This is a genomic window from Bacillus sp. SN1 (genome assembly GCF_002796895.1).
Taxonomy (GTDB): domain Bacteria; phylum Bacillota; class Bacilli; order Bacillales; family Bacillaceae; genus Bacillus; species Bacillus inaquosorum.
Map to the genome: position 1 here is coordinate 58,754 of NZ_PHIE01000006.1, position 16,672 is coordinate 75,425.

General features: G+C 45.6%; 17 protein-coding genes and 1 riboswitch. Of the genes, 13 read left to right on the forward strand and 4 right to left on the reverse strand.

What is annotated here, in order from left to right:
* Positions 1–37: 37 nt before the first annotated feature.
* The gene (locus CVV77_RS18350; protein WP_100276155.1) at positions 38–829 is read right to left on the reverse strand and encodes an SDR family NAD(P)-dependent oxidoreductase; all 792 of its coding nucleotides are present in this window, start codon (positions 827–829) and stop codon (positions 38–40) included.
* 153 nt (positions 830–982) lie between these two features.
* Positions 983–1,122: riboswitch (cobalamin riboswitch) on the forward strand.
* 105 nt (positions 1,123–1,227) lie between these two features.
* Here CVV77_RS18350 and CVV77_RS18355 point away from each other — a divergent pair.
* The 11 genes from CVV77_RS18355 (at position 1,228) to liaR (ending at position 11,243) form a co-directional block, all read left to right on the forward strand.
* A complete protein-coding gene (locus tag CVV77_RS18355; RefSeq protein ID WP_100276156.1) occupies positions 1,228–2,172 on the forward strand; it encodes an ABC transporter substrate-binding protein in 945 nt (314 codons plus the stop codon).
* Positions 2,135–3,196 (forward strand): FecCD family ABC transporter permease, encoded by a 1,062-nt coding sequence (locus CVV77_RS18360; protein WP_100276157.1) that lies wholly within the window; start codon positions 2,135–2,137, stop codon positions 3,194–3,196. The genes CVV77_RS18355 and CVV77_RS18360 overlap by 38 nt, the downstream gene beginning before the upstream one ends.
* Complete coding sequence (locus CVV77_RS18365; RefSeq protein WP_100276309.1) at positions 3,196–4,524, forward strand: ABC transporter ATP-binding protein; 1,329 nt, start codon at positions 3,196–3,198, stop codon at positions 4,522–4,524. Before CVV77_RS18360 ends, CVV77_RS18365 begins: the two co-directional genes overlap by 1 nt.
* 21 nt (positions 4,525–4,545) lie before the next feature.
* Complete coding sequence (locus CVV77_RS18370) at positions 4,546–5,127, forward strand: cob(I)yrinic acid a,c-diamide adenosyltransferase (protein WP_100276158.1); 582 nt, start codon at positions 4,546–4,548, stop codon at positions 5,125–5,127.
* Positions 5,128–5,301: 174 nt separating this feature from the next.
* Positions 5,302–6,570, forward strand: coding sequence for an MFS transporter (locus CVV77_RS18375; protein WP_100276159.1), 1,269 nt, complete (start codon positions 5,302–5,304; stop codon positions 6,568–6,570).
* A 161-nt stretch (positions 6,571–6,731) separates the two neighbouring features.
* Entirely contained in the window at positions 6,732–7,112 is a 381-nt protein-coding gene (gene liaI / locus CVV77_RS18380) for a cell envelope stress-induced membrane anchor protein LiaI (RefSeq protein WP_003240759.1), read from the forward strand.
* A gap of 26 nt (positions 7,113–7,138) precedes the next feature.
* Positions 7,139–7,819: a stress responsive protein LiaH gene (gene liaH / locus CVV77_RS18385; RefSeq protein WP_003240760.1), complete on the forward strand. Its 681-nt coding sequence runs from the start codon at positions 7,139–7,141 to the stop codon at positions 7,817–7,819.
* 100 nt (positions 7,820–7,919) lie between these two features.
* Positions 7,920–8,792, forward strand: a complete 873-nt coding sequence (gene liaG, locus CVV77_RS18390; protein WP_100276160.1) for a LiaG family protein — start codon at positions 7,920–7,922, stop codon at positions 8,790–8,792.
* Between the two features lie 33 nt (positions 8,793–8,825).
* The gene (liaF, locus tag CVV77_RS18395) at positions 8,826–9,551 is read left to right on the forward strand and encodes a LiaRS two-component regulatory system accessory protein LiaF (RefSeq protein ID WP_100276161.1); all 726 of its coding nucleotides are present in this window, start codon (positions 8,826–8,828) and stop codon (positions 9,549–9,551) included.
* The gene (gene liaS, locus CVV77_RS18400) at positions 9,548–10,630 is read left to right on the forward strand and encodes a two-component system sensor histidine kinase LiaS (protein WP_100276162.1); all 1,083 of its coding nucleotides are present in this window, start codon (positions 9,548–9,550) and stop codon (positions 10,628–10,630) included. The genes liaF and liaS overlap by 4 nt, the downstream gene beginning before the upstream one ends.
* Positions 10,608–11,243, forward strand: coding sequence for a two-component system response regulator LiaR (gene liaR / locus CVV77_RS18405; protein WP_003240766.1), 636 nt, complete (start codon positions 10,608–10,610; stop codon positions 11,241–11,243). The genes liaS and liaR overlap by 23 nt, the downstream gene beginning before the upstream one ends.
* 7 nt (positions 11,244–11,250) lie before the next feature.
* Here liaR and gerAC read toward each other — a convergent pair whose 3' ends face one another.
* Genes gerAC through gerAA form a run of 3 tightly spaced genes read right to left on the reverse strand, consistent with a single transcriptional unit; the run spans position 11,251 to position 14,880 of the window.
* A complete protein-coding gene (gene gerAC / locus CVV77_RS18410; RefSeq protein ID WP_100276163.1) occupies positions 11,251–12,369 on the reverse strand; it encodes a spore germination receptor protein GerAC in 1,119 nt (372 codons plus the stop codon).
* Positions 12,366–13,463 (reverse strand): spore germination receptor protein GerAB, encoded by a 1,098-nt coding sequence (gene gerAB / locus CVV77_RS18415; RefSeq protein ID WP_100276164.1) that lies wholly within the window; start codon positions 13,461–13,463, stop codon positions 12,366–12,368. Before gerAB ends, gerAC begins: the two co-directional genes overlap by 4 nt.
* On the reverse strand, positions 13,432–14,880 hold the full coding sequence (gene gerAA, locus CVV77_RS18420; RefSeq protein WP_100276165.1) for a spore germination receptor protein GerAA: 1,449 nt from the start codon (positions 14,878–14,880) through the stop codon (positions 13,432–13,434). The genes gerAB and gerAA overlap by 32 nt, the downstream gene beginning before the upstream one ends.
* 117 nt (positions 14,881–14,997) lie before the next feature.
* Here gerAA and CVV77_RS18425 point away from each other — a divergent pair, with 117 nt between their 5' ends.
* The gene (locus CVV77_RS18425; RefSeq protein WP_003221676.1) at positions 14,998–15,183 is read left to right on the forward strand and encodes a YvzF family protein; all 186 of its coding nucleotides are present in this window, start codon (positions 14,998–15,000) and stop codon (positions 15,181–15,183) included.
* Positions 15,184–15,249: 66 nt separating this feature from the next.
* The gene (gene fumC, locus CVV77_RS18430; RefSeq protein WP_003240775.1) at positions 15,250–16,638 is read left to right on the forward strand and encodes a class II fumarate hydratase; all 1,389 of its coding nucleotides are present in this window, start codon (positions 15,250–15,252) and stop codon (positions 16,636–16,638) included.
* The last annotated feature ends 34 nt before the right edge of the window (positions 16,639–16,672 follow it).

Genomic DNA, 16,672 nt, shown 5'->3' on the forward strand with positions numbered 1-16,672 from the left:
AAAAACGCATCCGAAATAGGGATGCGTTTTTTGCATATTACAGAGAACGGATAATACCGCCTTCCACACGCTGTGCCGTGCCGTTGATGGCAGATGCGGCGTCAGACGCGAGGAATACGATCGTGTTAGCAACTTCTTCTGCTGTCGCGTATCGCTGAATAAGAGAAGTCGGCTCATTGACTTTAAAATAGTCCTTAATGAATGTATCTGTATCCTGGCCGGCAGCTTGTGCGGCACCTTCCATATAGGATGCGACGCCCTCTGTCCAAGTGGGCCCCGGAAGCACTGAGTTGACCGTCACATTCGTGCCTTTCGTCATTTCAGCCATCCCTCTTGAAAGGCTGATCAGCGCTGTTTTTGTCATGGAGTATGGAATCATCGTTGGAAGCGGTTTGATGCCTGCTTCACTTGCGATATTTAAAATGCGTCCGCTGTTTTTGGCAAGCATTTTTGGAAGGAAGTGACGGCTTGTCCGAACCGCGCTCATCACGTTCACTTCGAAATATTGATTCCACTCTTCATCTGTTACATCGGCAAAGTCTTTTACCTCGAAGAAACCAAGGTTGTTGACGAGGATATCGATATCACCGATTTCATTTACTTTTTCAATAAAAGCCGCTGCTTCATCTGTTTTTGACAAATCGCCAGCCGCACCGTGCACGGTTCCATATGCAGAAAGCTCTTCAACTGTGCGATCGACAGTCTCTTGTTTGCGTCCGTTGACAATGACAGCCGCACCCTCTTGCAGAAAGCTTTTTGCTGCAGCTTTCCCGATGCCTGAAGTCGAACCGGTGATTAAGACGAGTTTATCTCTTAGCTGTAAATCCATAAGAATCATTCCTTTTTATTGATGATAGTATTAAGTATACAAGATCAAATTTAGTGTTTACGAGGATTTTGCTCCCATACATATACCGGGGAAAAGTCATTCAGGACGCATATACAAGCCTGTCAGTCATATAGTATAATTACTCCGAAAAAAGGATACGAATGTCAAATAGGTGCCGGTCCGTGAACAACAGCCGGCTTAATAGGGAAACCGGTAAAAGCCGGTGCGGTCCCGCCACTGTAATTGGCTATAGCGCCAAGAGCCAGGATACCTGCCTGTTTGATCAGCACGAAGTCTGCGAGGACAGATGATGTGTAAACAATAGGCTTTTTTGTGTTGTTTACAGCATCTTTACCATCGTAGAGATGCTTTTTTTAGTTCACTTAGGAGGAAAGGTTATGAAGAAACTAGCCGGAATATGGACTGCGCTTCTGCTGGCTGCTGTTATGATGACAGGCTGCGGAAATGCTGCAGATCAGAAGGATTCCAAGGCAAAACAAAAGACAGAAGCGTTTCCTGTCACCATTGATGATGCGTCAAATCAAGATGTGACAATCAAAAAGGAGCCGAAAAAGATTGTTTCATTAATGCCGAGCAACACCGAAATTACATACGCTCTCGGCCTCGGTGACAAAGTGGTTGGCGTCACCACAAACGATACATATCCAAAGGAAGTCAAAAAGGTTGATAAGGTCGGAGATATGAATGTAAACGTTGAAAAAGTCATTTCTCTCAAGCCGGATCTCGTTCTTGCCCATGAGTCTTCCATGTCAGCGTCAGCCGATGCCATCAAACAGCTGAAGGACGCGGGCATTACCGTGCTGACTGTCAATGATGCACAATCATTTTCCGAGGTGTACAAATCAATCGAAATGATCGGAGAAGCTGCCGGCGCAGAGAAAAAAGCCGATCAGCTCGTGAAAAGCATGAAATCCGATTTGCAGGATATTCAAGAAAAAGCGAAAACCATTTCAAAAGACGAGGAGAAAAGCGTATTTATCGAGGTTTCTCCTGATCCTGACATTTACACAACCGGAAAAGACACGTTTATGAATGAAATGCTGAATGTCATCCATGCTAAAAACGCAGCAGCGGACCAAACAGGCTGGGTGCAAATGACAGACGAGGCGATCGTAAAACTCAATCCTGATGCTATCGTTACAACGGACGGAGTGAAAGCGAAAGCAGTGGAAAAACGCGATGGCTGGAGCGAAATCGATGCTGTGAAACATCATCGCGTGTATGATGTGGATCCTGATCTTGTGACACGTTCCGGCCCCCGTCTGATCGAAGGGGTCGAAGAACTTGCGGAAAGCATTTACCCGGATACGTTTAAGGAATAATCGTTACGCCGCATATATCATCAGTTTTTCATTTTTAGCCGTGAGCATCATATTAGGAATGTCTTGCGGCAGCCTGCAAATTCCTATACCTGCTATCTTTCGTGTCTTTTGGCATGAAGTCTTTGGCGGCTCTATCGGTTCTGATGACCCGATGTACACCAATATTATGATGAATATCAGACTGCCGAGAGTTGTGCTGGCCGCCCTTGTGGGGGCGGCTCTTTCTATCGCAGGGGCTGCTTTTCAGGGGCTGTTGAAAAATCCGCTTGCTGACCCCTACACACTTGGTGTTTCATCCGGTGCTTCAGTCGGAGCGGTTGTGACCCTATTCTTTAGCCTGCAGCTTCCTGTCATCGGAGGGTTTACACTCCCGATTGTGAGTGTAGCCGCGGCACTTGCCACGATGGTGGCGGTCCTTTCCTTCAGCCGCCTCGTTCATGCTTCAATGTCTGTTTCTACCCTGATTTTGACCGGTGTCATCATTAACTCTTTTTTGGGCGCATTTATTTCTCTTATCATTGCTCTGACTGGCGACAACCTGCTGCCGATTGTACATTGGCTGCTCGGCAGTGTCTCCATGAGGGGCTGGAGCTATGTTGTTCTGTTTCTCCCGTTTTTTCTTTTGGGAACTATTTTACTGATCATCAACGGAAGAGAGCTGAACGTAATGACATATGGAGAAGACAAAGCAAAGCTTCTCGGAGTCAGCGTTCAGCAGAGAAAAATGCTGATTTTGATAGCTGGCTCTCTTTTGACGGGAAGCGCTGTGGCTGTATCCGGCACGATCGGCTTTGTCGGTCTTGTGATTCCGCATATCACAAGGCTTTTGTGGGGAACGGACCATCGGCATTTACTGCCGCTGTCCGCCTTCCTCGGAGCAGGTTTTCTTGTTTTAGCTGATCTGCTTTCCAGAACGATCATTGAGCCGATTGAACTGCCGATTGGGATTATTACGTCCTTGGCGGGGGCACCTGTTTTTGCCCTTATTTTAATTCGGCAGCACCGCGGGGGGAGAAGCTTATGATGAAGGCAGAAGGGCTGTCGGGAGGATACGGAGACAGCCGGCTGATCAACAATGTCAGCTTAACAGTGGAGAAGGGTGAATTTCTCGGTATTCTCGGCCCTAATGGAAGCGGAAAAACCACGCTTTTACACTTGCTGACTGGTACGCTGCCGGCCAAGGAAGGCAGTGTTTATTTGGCTGGAAAACCGCTGGCAGACTATAAACCGAAGGAACTGGCGCAAATCATGGCCGTCCTGCCGCAAAAAACGGATCAAGCCTTTACCTTTACGGTCAAAGAAACTGTAGCCTTCGGCAGATATCCATTCCAAACAGGGCTGTTCAGACAGCAGACTGAAAAGGATGAAGCCATTGTACAGGAAGCAATGGAGCAAACCGGAGTGGCCGCTTTTGCAGGAAAATCGATCCGAGATCTGAGCGGAGGGGAACAGCAGCGGGTGTATTTGGCCCAAGCTTTGGCGCAGCAGCCGCGTATTTTATTTTTGGACGAGCCGACAAATTTTCTTGATCTGGCTTATCAAAAAGAACTGCTCGATCTCATCAAACGCCTGACAAGAGAAAACGGTTTGGCAGCTGTCAGCGTTTTTCATGATTTGAACACCGCGAGCCTGTACTGTGATGAGCTCTTGTTTATGAAAAATGGTACAGCCGGGCCTAAGCAAAAGCCGGAATATTCGGTCACAGAACATCACATAAAGGCCGTGTACGATACAGATGTCACCACCTTGGTCCATCACAGCTCCCCAAAACCGATGATTGCGATACAGCCTGAAAAAGACAGCGTGAAGCAGCAGCCTATCCCGTTTGAATCTTTGCTTCAAACGGGGCATGATGACATTCTTCTGCAAACGGAAATCCCGCTTCGTACACTGTCCTCAGCGCCTGTCGGTGCAGGGTTTTCGTGGAGCAGGACGCTGATCCATAAACGGCTGCCAGTTCAGTCAGATCCTATAGAAGGGCTTACGGCCTATCTGTCAGAAAACGGCTTTCATCTGCCGGAAACTTGTGCGATGGTTTCTCCAAAAAGGCTTGACCGCTTCGTGTATCGGACGTATGAAGATGGAGAGCTATCCATTTTGATATGTGTCATGACCGGCTTTTCGATATGGATTTTGATCAACGGCTATGCGGCAGATCAATGCTTTGTCAGAGCTCTCATGACTGCCGAAGCAGAACGGATGAAAGTGCTGGGAGACGGACGGGCAGAGGGTGATATTCTCATCGCTGCGACACAAACTCAGCAATCTGAAAACACAGAAAAGCGGCTGAATCAATTGATACAAATAGGAACAGCTGAATTGGTAAAAGAGGCTGCAGAGCTGTTTGAATAAGTCTGTAAAGGAGACACATGTATGAAACTATATACAAAAACAGGCGATAAGGGACAAACGAGCTTAGTCGGAGGCAGAACGGACAAGGACAGCCTCCGCGTCGAAAGCTACGGCACGATTGACGAGCTGAACAGCTTTGTTGGGCTTGCTTTGTCAGAGCTTTCCGGGCAGCCCGGCTTTGAAGATTTGACAGCCGAGCTGCTGATCATTCAGCATGAGCTGTTTGATTGCGGAGGCGATCTGGCAATCGTCACAGAAAGAAAAGACTACAAACTAAAGGAAGAATCCGTTTCCTTTTTAGAAACGCGCATTGATGCCTATACATCAGAAGCGCCAGAACTGAAGAAATTTATTCTTCCGGGCGGATCGAAGAGCGCTTCGCTTCTCCATGCGGCGCGCACCATTGCTAGGCGGGCCGAACGTCGAGTGGTGGCGCTGATGAAATCGGAGGAGATCCATGAAACAGTGCTTCGTTATTTGAATCGTCTGTCCGACTATTTCTTTGCCGCCGCACGGGTTGTAAACGTGAGAAGCGGCATTGACGATGTAGAATATGAAAGAAGTGCTATTGTGTTTCGGGACCGAAATAGCAGCGAATCATAAAAAGAGAAAATAAAAGCCGGCGTATTCCCTACATGCCGGCTTTTTTGTTTTTCATTCTGTCAATCTCCCATTTTACGACAAAAAATGAACCTTATGAATTATTGACTGAAAAATGGAAAAATGAGATATTGGAATAAATAGATGTAAAAAATAGGCAGTGGGGGGCTCTGATAGATGGTGAATTTAATTGAAAGTGATAGCATCTGGAAGAGAAATTTCAATTATCTTTTTTTCTCAAGAATAGTCAAGATATCCGGCGATATGTTCGCATTTAATTCAATATTATGGTTTTTAATTTATGACGGCAAAGGTGCGATCGGGACTGCTTTATTGATTGCTGTTACCTTTCTGCCGGAAGCAGTGCTGGCACCTGTGACGGGCCCTTTCATGAAACAGAATACGCTGAAATTTTGGATGTACTTTTCAGATCTGACGAGGGCTGCGATTGTCTTAATTATTCCTCTTTGTCATTTTGCGGGCTTCTCTCCGCTGTGGTTTGTTATGACACTTATGATTGTGCATTCTGCTACAGGGGCTGCCTACAATCCCGCCTCCATAGCTTTGATTCCCCAAATCGTAAATGAACAGGGCATTCAAAAAGCAAACGCTGTGCTGCAATCCTCCGCTCAAATTGTCCGGCTCGGAGCTGTCACGTTATGCGGCGCTTTTCTTACATTTATCAGCCCTTCTTATACAATGCTTATCGCACTTGTTCTCTATTTGGTTTCTGGTTTTCTCGTCCTTTTTATTAAGTACACTGCGGTTGAATCTCAATCAGAGTCTGCTGCCGTTAAGCAGAGAGGCACATATATCGGCAGACTGAAACGCGGTTTTACACTTGTGAGAAGACATCAGATTTTATATCCGCTCGCCATTTATTGTATCTTTATGAATTTCGCGGCTGCCCCTTGGGAAGCGCTCTCAGCCGTTTACGTTGCAGAAGATTTAAACGGCCAGCCGATCGTTTACTCGCTTTTAAAGGCTACCACCGCCGCAGGCGCGTTTTTATTAGGATTTGTGCTGGCGAAAGTCAAAGTAAACAGGTACGGCCTGCTCTTCGTAACTGCCGGCATTATTGAAGGATTTGCATTCTTTATTACCGGGATGAATACCTTTTTGCCGCTCGTCTTTCTCGCTGCGTTCACCTTTGGCGCTGCAGTCAGTGCTGTTAATGTTCCTGAGTACACGATTATCCAGACATCTGTGGATAGTGAGGATCAGCCGCAGGTCTACGCCGTTATACATATGATCTCAAATATTTCCATTCCTGCCGGAGCTGTCGTTTGCGGATATGCCGCAAACGCTTTTGGTTCAGGAACAGTGATCGCTGTCGGAGGGGTTGTCGAAATTATTGCGGGTATCGGAATTTTGCTATTCACAAAGCTGGCTAAAGCAGAACGGTCCGACCTGATCAAAGAAAGGGAAGCAAGTGTTCATCTGTAAAGGGTTTTGAAACGCCATGCCTCGTGCATGGCGTTTTTTTGTGCCTATGGGTCCGGCACAAGATACGACTCCGGTCTTATATGAAAATCAATCTCTGATTCGTTTTGCGCAGATGCTAATTTGTTTAAGATGAAGACAAGGAAAACGAAAGGAGGATCTGCATGAAGATAAACAAGAAAACAATAGGCGGATTCTTATTAATTGTATTTGGGATCTCCGTCTTTTTTGGAGGAGGAAGCTTCGGCTTTATCATCCCGCTCGCTATCGGGGGCTTGATGACATACGCAGGAATCAAAAGGTTTGCTGCAGGAAAAACCATCACAGGAATCATCTTGGGCGGTATCGGAGCGATCATGCTCATTTGTTCACTTCCGTTTGTCGTCGGAATTGCGCTGGCGGCCGCTATGGTGTATTACGGCTGGAAGCTGATGAAAAACGGATCAGCTGATAACGGTGTGTCATCTTTTGATCCTGAACCGGCTTCAGCTGGCTACCAATCTCACTTTGATGACGAATGGGAAGAATTTTTGAAGAAAAAATAATATCAGTATATTAGGAGGAATCAGGTATGGTATTAAAAAGAATCAGAGATATGTTTGTTGCGTCAGTTCATGAAGGTCTTGATAAAATGGAAAACCCAAAGGTGATGCTGAATCAATATGTACGTGATATGGAAAGTGACATTGCCAAAGCAAAACAAACGATTATAAAACAGCACACGATTGCCTATCAATTCAAGAAAAAATTTGAAGAAGCAGCTGAAGTGGCTGGAAAACGCAAAAATCAGGCACAGCTCGCATTTGACTCAGGCGAAGAAGAACTGGCAAAAAAGGCCCTGACTGAAATGAAGTACTTAGAAGGGAAGGCGGCTGAGCATAAAGCGTCCTATGAACAAGCGAACAGCCAGCTTGCTGAGCTGAAAGAACAGCTGGCTGCACTTGAAACAAAGCTTCAGGACGTAAAGGATAAAAAACAGGCGCTGATTGCCCGTGCAAATGCCGCGAAGGCAAAAGAGCATATGAATACGACATTTGACAAAATTGACAGCGAAAGCGCGTATCGTGAATTTTTGCGTATTGAAAACCGTATTGAGGAAATGGAAATCCGTGCGAATTATTCAAAGTCAGCGGAAGCCGGCACAGAACTCACACGCAAAGAATACGCAGATGATGTGGAAGCGGAGATTGAAAAAATGCGATCGCTCTCACTGCAAAAATCAGACCAGACGTCAAAAGCAGCAAATGAATAAGCGGAACGGGGAAGGATTTGCGGTCAAGTCCTTCCCTTCCGCACGTATCAATTCATAGGCTTTTCCTTTATAATAGAATGAATGAGAAGGATGAAATCGAATGAAAAAAATGCTGGGCAAACTGCTGATCATTGCCGGTATTCTTATATTTTTCGCCGTCGTGGTAAAAGACGTGTTTGCTGCAGGCTTGGGTTTCGTAAGCGGCACAGAAGCTAATTCAGCCAGCGCATCGCCGCGGGACATCGGCAGCGTGGTCATTGAGTCGGATAACAAGAATGTCCGGATCATAGCGGAAGAACGAAATGACATATCGGCAGGCATATCAGGAGACTCCGGGAAGTTATTTGTTACTGAAAACAGAAGAAAACTGGAGCTGACCGCAAAGGAAAAAGAATTTCAATTTTTGAATGGGTTTAACCGTTCTTCCCTTGTCGTCCGGCTTCCGTATGATTATAAAGGTGATCTGACGGTGCGAACCTCAAGCGGTGACGTGTCTGTGGACGGGAATCATCGTCTTGCGCTTTCGGGGCTGAACGCAGTATCTGCGAGCGGAAATATGAGAGTGACGGACGTCCGCCTTCAAGACCTGAAAGTGAAGGGATCATCCGGAGATGTCACCATTTCAAATGCCGTCTCCAAAACAGCCGGCATTGACTTAGCTTCAGGAGACGCAAAGCTGGCTGATGTATCAGGCTCTCTTGATGTGAAGATGACTTCAGGAAACCTTGATGCTGCACTGAAAAAGGTAACGGGCCCTGTATCTGTCACGCTGACAAGCGGCGATGCGGATTTGAGCCTTCCCAAAAACGGCAGCTTTACAGTCAATGCAAAATCAGCGAGCGGGAGCGTCAGTTCGCCGTATTCATTTGCTGATACAGCACATAAAGATCATCATCAAATCACAGGCTCGCAAGGAAGCGGCCGGCATCCAATCGATATCAAAACGGACAGCGGGGATCTAGCGATACAGTAGCACCAGGCAGAAGAAAGGAGGCGGACACCAGGAATGACAAAAAAACAGCTTCTTGGATTTATTATTGCTTTATTCGGCATCAGTATGTTTTTGCAAATTATCGGAATAGGCGATCTGCTGTTTTGGCCGCTCTTTTTTCTGATTGCCGGCTATTTCTTAAAAAAATATTCCCGTGATTGGCTCGGTTCCGTCATGTACATCTTTGCCGCATTTCTATTTTTGAAAAACCTATTCAGCATCACCTTTAATTTATTCGGCTATGCGTTTGCCGCATTTCTGATTTACGCCGGCTACAGGCTTGTCAAAGGGAAGCCGATATTTGAACCAAATGAAAAACGGGTCGATCTCAATAAAAAAGAACAGCATGAGCCGCCAAAAGAAGTGAAACATCCCGATATGCGCAGCTTTTTTATCGGAGAGCTGCAAATGATGAAGCAGCCGTTTGACCTGAATGATTTAAATATCTCTGGTTTTATCGGTGATATCAAAATCGACTTGTCTAAAGCGATGATTCCCGAGGGGGAAAGTACAATCGTCATTAGCGGAGTCATTGGAAACGTTGATATTTATGTACCATCAGACCTTGAAGTGGCCGTCAGCTCAGCTGTTTTTATCGGTGATATCAATCTGATCGGCTCGAAGAAAAGCGGATTAAGCACGAAGGTATATGCCGCGTCATCCGATTTCAGTGACTCAAAGCGCCGGGTCAAAGTGTCCGTTTCCTTATTTATCGGTGATGTGGATGTGAAGTACGTATGAGAAAAAAACTGCTTGCGAGCCTCCAGTGGCGCGCCATCCGCATGACAACGGGAATCAGCCTGCTCCTTTTTGCCTGCTTGATTTCCTTTATGATGTTTTACTATCGGCTCGATCCGCTTGTTTTACTGTCGTCAAGCTGGTTTGGGATTCCGTTTATCCTGATATTGCTGCTGATCAGCCTGACAGTCGGTTTTGCATCAGGGTATATGTACGGCAACCGGCTGAAGACAAGGGTTGATACATTAGTCGAATCGATTTTAATCTTTGAAAACGGCAATTTCGCTTATCGGTTACCGCCGCTTGGAGATGATGAAATCGGCCTGGCCGCCGATCAGCTGAATGAAATGGCGAAGCGCGTGGAGCTTCAAGTCGCTTCCTTGCAGAAACTTTCCAATGAACGTGCGGAATGGCAAGCGCAAATGAAAAAGTCGGTCATCACAGAAGAACGCCAGCGATTGGCAAGAGATCTTCATGATGCAGTCAGCCAGCAGCTCTTTGCAATATCGATGATGACATCAGCTGTGTTGGAACACGTCAAGGAAGCTGATGATAAAACGGTCAAGCGGATCAAGCTGGTCGAGCATATGGCAGGTGAAGCCCAAAATGAAATGAGGGCGCTGCTGCTCCATTTAAGGCCTGTTACCCTTGAAGGAAAAGGACTGAAAGAGGGGCTTACAGAGCTTTTGGACGAGTTCCGGAAGAAACAGCCGCTTGATATTGAGTGGGATATTCAGGACACGCCCATATCCAAGGGTATGGAAGATCATTTGTTCAGAATCGTTCAGGAGGCCCTTTCAAACGTTTTCAGACATTCAAAAGCCTCAAAAGTATCCGTGATTCTGGGCGTAAAGAACAATCAGCTCCGGCTTAAGGTCATTGATAACGGAAAAGGCTTTAAAATGGATCAGGTGAAAGCATCCTCATACGGCTTGAACTCTATGAAAGAACGTGCAAGCGAAATCGGCGGGGTCGCCGAAGTGATTTCAGTAGAAGGAAAAGGCACACAAATCGAAGTGAAGGTCCCGATTTTCCCGGAAAAAAAAGGAGAGAACGAACGTGATTCGAGTATTATTGATTGATGATCATGAAATGGTCAGAATGGGGCTCGCGGCTTTTTTGGAGGCGCAGCCCGATATTGAAGTCATCGGCGAAGCGTCTGACGGCAGCGAAGGCGTGCGGCTTGCTGCGGAATTGTCGCCCGATGTCATTTTAATGGATCTTGTCATGGAGGGCATGGATGGCATTGAGGCCACAAAGCAAATTTGCCGGGAGCTTCCAGATCCTAAAATTATTGTGCTCACAAGCTTCATTGATGATGACAAAGTGTATCCTGTCATTGAAGCGGGCGCGCTCAGCTATCTATTGAAAACCTCAAAAGCGGCGGAAATCGCCGATGCCATCCGCGCCGCAAGCAAGGGAGAGCCAAAACTGGAATCAAAAGTGGCGGGAAAAGTATTATCCCGGCTGCGCCACTCAGGTGAACACGCGCTCCCGCATGAATCACTTACGAAACGGGAGCTCGAAATTCTCTGCCTGATCGCAGAAGGAAAAACAAACAAAGAAATAGGCGAGGAACTGTTTATCACCATTAAAACAGTCAAAACCCATATCACCAATATTTTATCAAAGCTGGATGTCAGTGACCGGACGCAGGCAGCGGTGTACGCACATCGAAATCACCTCGTCAAATAGGCGTCCGCTATTTGGACGCGCCTTTCGTCCCGAAGTCTCTGACAACCACATTGACGCGGTAGTCTATTTCCGCATTGCTGAAATAATCATCCCACTTTTTTGAAATCTTTTTCCATTTCTGAGGATAATGGATTCTGACTTCGTTTCCCAATCCGGTCACGTCCGCTTTTATATCTTTCTGCAGTTTACCCGTAATAAATGTGGTTACAGTTTCGTCTAGTCGTTTTTCGACTGTCTTTTCTATTTCTTTGATATACGAGTCCTTAAAGGAATCTTCATTCGGATTCCAGTCCTCGGATAAACGCCCTTCAATATTGCGTGTGACGGTGAATTTGAACTTTCCGTCCTTATAGTCAGTTTTAATCTTGTGATTGCTGGAGTACACTTCATAAGAAAAAAGATTGCCATTATGCCTCATATCAATGACCCCTCCTTCGACAGTGCCTGTAAATAAGTTGATATTTTGAACCTCACCCGGTGTTAAATTCCGGTTCCATAATTTATCTTTGATGATAGCAGCCCCGTTTATCGCGAGTTTGCCGTTTTCCTTACCGACATGAGGAATGAGGAACGAATCGTCAGAGGTCAAGTGTTCTGAGATCTCCCCCAATGTAACAGGCTCCATCATTCTGATCGTCACCGCATTATTTTCCGTTAGATCGTAAATCACATTCGATGCGGGCTCACCTTGATCATTCATTTTAAATATATCCTTAGTCCGTCCATCGGTGACAAAGACGTACGAACTCCTCCTTGTCCCGTTGTCTCTGACAAACTGGTTAATGATTGCGTCCATTCCAATCTGATCCGCAATCACGCTCTTGGAAAACAGAATGAGACGCAGATGCTGAGAAAACGTAGGGTTATGCTTTAATGCCGATGTTCTCATCATTTGATGGACCGTTTCACCTTTTGTGACAGCAAGCTGTGTCGGATCAGATGAAGAGCCTTCCTTGGCGCTGATTTTTTTCGGCACGAGAATCTGCTGTGTCAGTTCTAAATTTTTATCATCCGGCTTGTCTAAGCCAACACCGATGATCAGGCTTAATTCCTCAATATTCCGGCTGTCCCAGCATCCGGACAGCAATAGGGTGCATATGAACATACTTAAAATCCGGAATTTCATTTTGCTGAAATCCTCCTTTTGAGAGCTACAATGAAAAAGAGAATGAAGGGAAGCAGAAACACGCCGATGAAAATGTATCCGAGATAATCGCTGTACATCATGACTTGATTGGCATCATCCGGCCATAAAGAAAAATAATAGACAGCCGCACCGATGATCACCATGCTTTTTTTAGTCGATAATCCAAACGTCTTCTTCAGCCCGTTAGCGGCGAAATATCCATAGATGACGAACGTTGTGAAAAATTGGATGATCCAGACGATCAGTAAAAACGATTCAAACCGTTCAATGAATATGCCTTTGAGTTCAAAGGACTGAAAGAGAGAGATGGTAGGCCAGATCAGTGTCTTCACCTCGGGAGCCGTTAAAGCCCCGACAACGATGATATACGTCAGGATGTATAACATAATCGGAATCAGAAAGCCGAAAGCCGCGTATCTGAATGTGTATTTTTTTTTCTTCATATGTTCAGGAAGAAACAGCATCACTTCCATTCCTAAGAAAGAAATCGAAACGACAGTCAGGGAGTTCGCAATGGGTCCAAGGCCTTCACCTAATACAGGGCGCAAATTATTGATGTCAAAAATTTTAAAACTGATCCCAAACACAATCAGCAAAATAATAATCGTTACCATTAAATAAAAGGGAAACAGCCGCGAAACATCACTGAGCCCCCCAACGATTAAATAGATGCCGCAGCAGATAAACGTTAAAATAATGATCTGAATCGGTGTTCTCTCAAGCAGGAAAAACTTCACCATTTCAGCCATCGCCCTGGTTTCAAAACTGGCCACTCCGATAAAATAGCAGGAGATCAAAAGCCCTAAGATGCTGCCAATCCATTTCCCAAGGCCTTCCCGCAGATACTCAAACAGTGAGGGATATTGATGTTTTTTCTGAATGAGCGTGTTTAAATAAATGAAAAAAATGAAAATGACACCTTCTAATATCAGCACAATCCAGCCGTCAGGAGTATTACCCTTGGTGGTCAGCGCTCGGGGCAATGTTAAAAGACCGGCCCCGAGCATTGTATTTGCAACAACAGAAATACCTTGAAAGGTATTAAGTTTCAGTGGAGTCTGTTTTTGGCTCATTTGGATTATTCGCCTCTTTTGGTTTGTTTTTAATTGGTAGACGGATAATGGAATCATCTGTATTTTTCAGACTGAAGAATCCATTAGGCGAAAAATACGGAGATCCAAAGCTCGTTTGTCTCGTTAGGTGCGTATAAACGACCAGCATAAATAAAATAATCCCGTACAGCCCGAGTATTGCGGCCGAAAACATCGAAATAAAACGCAGCACGCGGAAAGACAGACCCATTCCGTATTGGGGAACGGTAAAGGATGCTAGGGCAATGACGCTGACAACGATAACCATAATCGAACTGACAAGGTTGGCTTCTACAGCTGCCTGTCCGATGACAACGCCCCCGACGAGACCAATCGTCTGGCCGAGCGGATTGGGGAGACGCAGCCCGGCTTCTCTTAGCAGCTCGATTGTCACTTCCATCAGCAAGGCTTCAAATATCGGCGGAAACGGCACATTTTCCCTGTTTGCCGAAATCGTAACGGCGAGCGCGGTCGGCAGCAGCCCTTGATGGAATGACACTAGTGCGATATAAATCGATGACAAAAACAAGGTGATAAAGATAGAAGCGAAACGCAGCGACCGGATAAGAGATGCTGAAATCCAGCGTTCATAGTAGTCATCCGGAGACTGCATCAGTATGCCGAGAGAAACCGGAACCAGCAGCACAAATGGTGAACTGTCGACCAAAATGGCCACACGGCCGTTAAACAGGGCCGAGGATACCTTGTCAGGCCTTTCCGTATTTTGAATCTGCGGAAAAGGCGAGTATTTATTATCTTCAATGAGCTCCTCAAGCGTTCCGCTGTCCTGGATATCCTCCAGCTGGACATTTTTAAGCCGCGCCTTCACTTCTTTTATGACGGAATTTTTTGCTTTCCCTTCAATATACATAATGGCCGCCGGCTTCAGCTTGTTTTGGCCGATCATGATTTTTTTGGTGATTAATTTCGGATGAGAGGTTCTTTGTCTGATCAGAGCGAGATTTGTATTGAGATCTTCTACAAACGCGACTTTTGGGCCGCGAACCACTTTTTCAGTTGTCGGCTCTGCCAGGCTTCTTGTTTTTTTCTTTCCTGTAGACAGAATATAGACTTTGTCCAATCCGTTGATAAACACAGCACAATTGCCGCTGAGAATGGACTCGATCGTTTTTTTCGCGGTTTCAACGGGTCTTGCGTCAAGCTGGTCAAGGCGTTTTTTGACTTGATCAAGCGTAAGGGTCTCCTCATCTTTGATTAAGGTTTTAATCGACTCTGAAACCTTCTTCTGATCATTCAATTCACTAAAATAGAGATAGTAAAAAACCAGCCCGTTGGAGAGCATTTTTTTGTTTTTTACGAGATCATCGTTTTCTTTTAATTTTGGAAGCACCAATGCTAAATTATCGTGTATATATTCCTTAAATTCTGTTTGTTCCAACGAGGTCACCTCTTATCCAAAACCTTAGTAGAGGTTATCTTTTCCTGTTAAAAAAATGATATACTGTGTTAGAGTATTTCATGATGTAAGTTTTTTTATGAAAGCGGAGGAGACGAAGTGGCACAGGTAAGGCTTGCTGGAAAACAAGAAGAAATAGAACAGCTCATCAGATCATTTGAGAAGCATTATGATGTTTCTTATACATCAAAGGAGTACGGCAGGACGAATCCGAAGTACAAATATTCAAAGGATTCCCGCGTATATCTTGAATTGAAATTAAAATCTGCCAAGATCGAAAAATAAAAAGGATTTTTTATTTCACTGGCGAATTATGATCTATTGAAGCAACCGTTATGGAGGGATACATAAATGGAATACAGAATTGAACGTGACACCATGGGAGAAGTAAAAGTTCCTGCTGATAAATTTTGGGGCGCCCAAACACAGCGAAGCAAGGAGAACTTTAAGATCGGTTCTGAAAAAATGCCGATGCGTGTTGTGAAGGCGTTTGCAATATTAAAACGAAGCACAGCACTCGCTAATAAACGCCTCGGCAATCTGGATGCGGAAAAAGCGGAAGCGATTGCAGCGGTTTGTGATGATGTGCTCAAAGGCAAATACGATGATAACTTCCCGCTTGTCGTATGGCAGACCGGAAGCGGCACACAAAGCAACATGAACATGAACGAAGTGGTAGCCAACCGCGCGACTGCTTTATTAAAAGAAAAGAACTCTGATCAAACGATTCATCCAAATGATGACGTGAACCGCAGCCAAAGCTCAAACGACACATTCCCGACTGCGATGCACGTTGCTGCCGTTTTGGCTGTTTACGAGCAGCTTGTGCCGGCGCTTGACCAGCTTCGCAGCACATTGGATGAAAAAGCGAAAGCATACAATGATATTGTCAAAATCGGACGCACGCACCTTCAGGATGCTACGCCTCTGACTCTCGGACAGGAAATCAGCGGATGGGTGTACATGCTGGATCGTTCGAAGGAAATGATTTTAGAAGCGACAGACAAAATGCGCGCGCTTGCAATCGGTGGAACGGCTGTCGGTACGGGAATCAACGCTCACCCAGAGTTTGGAGAGCTTGTCTCAGAAGAAATCACAAAACTGACCGGCCAAACGTTCAGCAGCTCGCCGAATAAATTCCACGCGCTGACAAGCCATGACGAAATTACTTATGCGCATGGCGCATTAAAAGCGCTTGCGGCTGACTTAATGAAAATCGCCAACGATGTCAGATGGCTTGCAAGCGGACCTCGCTGCGGCATCGGGGAGATTGTCATCCCTGAAAATGAGCCGGGCAGCTCCATTATGCCTGGTAAAGTCAATCCGACACAAAGTGAAGCATTGACAATGATCGCAGCGCAAATCATGGGGAACGATGCGACAATCGGCTTTGCAGCGAGTCAGGGTAACTTTGAACTGAACGTGTTTAAGCCTGTGATTATTTACAACTTCCTGCAGTCTGTGCAGCTGCTGAGTGACGGCATGAATTCATTCCATGATAAATGTGCTGTCGGTATTGAGCCAGATAAAGAAACCATCCAGGAAAACCTGTCAAATTCATTAATGCTTGTTACGGCGCTGAATCCGCATATCGGATATGAAAACGCGGCGAAAATCGCCAAGCTTGCCCATAAAGAGGGATTGACGCTGAAAGAAGCGGCATTGAAGCTTGAATTGCTGACAGAGGAGCAATTTAACGAAATGGTTAAACCGGAAGATATGGTAAAACCAAAGGCGTAATAGAAAGAAAAAACGGCTGCTTTTAAAGCAGCCG